The 1,220-nt window shown below is 48.5% G+C and carries 1 protein-coding gene; it reads left to right on the forward strand.

The features are described 5' to 3' along the window. Positions 1-1,220 (forward strand): hypothetical protein (locus A9236_RS11135; RefSeq protein ID WP_161485631.1); only part of this gene is annotated, 1,220 nt, incomplete at both ends.

Raw genomic sequence — 1,220 nt, forward strand, 5'->3', positions numbered from 1 at the left:
GTCAGCCACAACCGATGTCAGCGGCGCTACCTTACAAGCCAAAGGCGGTTTTATGAAACCTCCGGTCAATATCTAAAGACTGATGGCGTTCAGATCACCGCAAAAGATTGGCTCTTAGATCCCAATAATGTGGAGATTAATACCAACTCTACTGCTAATACGGCGGGTGACTCAGTTGTTAAAGCGGGTGATATTAGTACGGCCTTAGGTAATGGCACAAGTGTGACAATTGCTACTGGAAGCGGCACTGGATCAACTTCAAGCGCAACCGGTGTAGCGATCGCAGGATCAGGTGGTACACAAGCTGATGGCAATATTTTGGTGAACTCAGCTATCACTAGCACTTATAACGGCTCATCAGCACCAACACTCACTCTTACTGCCAATAACGGCATTACAGTTGGTGCTGGTATTGGCATTACCGGCGCTGGTACTGGGTTTAATGTTTTAATGACAGCCAAGGGCTTAGGAACCACTAGCCAGGGCATTATCTTAAATAGCGCAATCAATGCGGGTACTGGTACCGTTAGCTTAACGGGTACAACAAGCAATGCCAGCTCCAACGGCATTGCGTTTAATAACGGCTCTGGCATCACTGCAAGCGCCTATACCGCCACTGGCAATATGAACGCTACCAGCGGTGGTTCTGAGGGGGGTGCAAATGGTGCCGGCATTATGTTTAGAGGCACTACCTCATTTACTTCCACGGGTGCTAGCTCTATTACGGGTAGCACGCAGTCTGGCACGGCTGATGGCGTAGAGTTTTATAGCGATGCGGGCACCACATTTAATGCCGGAGCCGGCTCCTTAGTCGTGTCAAGCGGCTCGAATAATATAGGCATTCAGGGTATTCGGTTTGGTTATGCCGGTGGCGCCACGATGAATACCTCGGGTAATGTCACCATCGGATCTACTGGTAATAACTATGCCAAATTACAGATTCAAGGCACTATCAATGCTAGCTCAGGCACTCTGAGTTTAATGGGCCAGTCTAATACTGGCGATGGCGTTTATTTTCAAGATGGTGGCGGCGTAGCCCCTCAAGTGCTGGCGACCAATGCCGCAAACATTAGCGTGACCGGAGTTTCCACAAATGCAAACACTGGCAATGGTATTGAATTAAATTTGAACGGCGTATTATCCAAAATCACTACCAACACCGGTAGCATTACGATGAATGGTACTGCATCGGGCACCGGTAATGGTAGTGGTATTACTTT

The organism is Polynucleobacter sp. QLW-P1DATA-2 (assembly GCF_001870365.1).
In the GTDB taxonomy this organism is placed as follows: Bacteria; Pseudomonadota; Gammaproteobacteria; order Burkholderiales; family Burkholderiaceae; genus Polynucleobacter.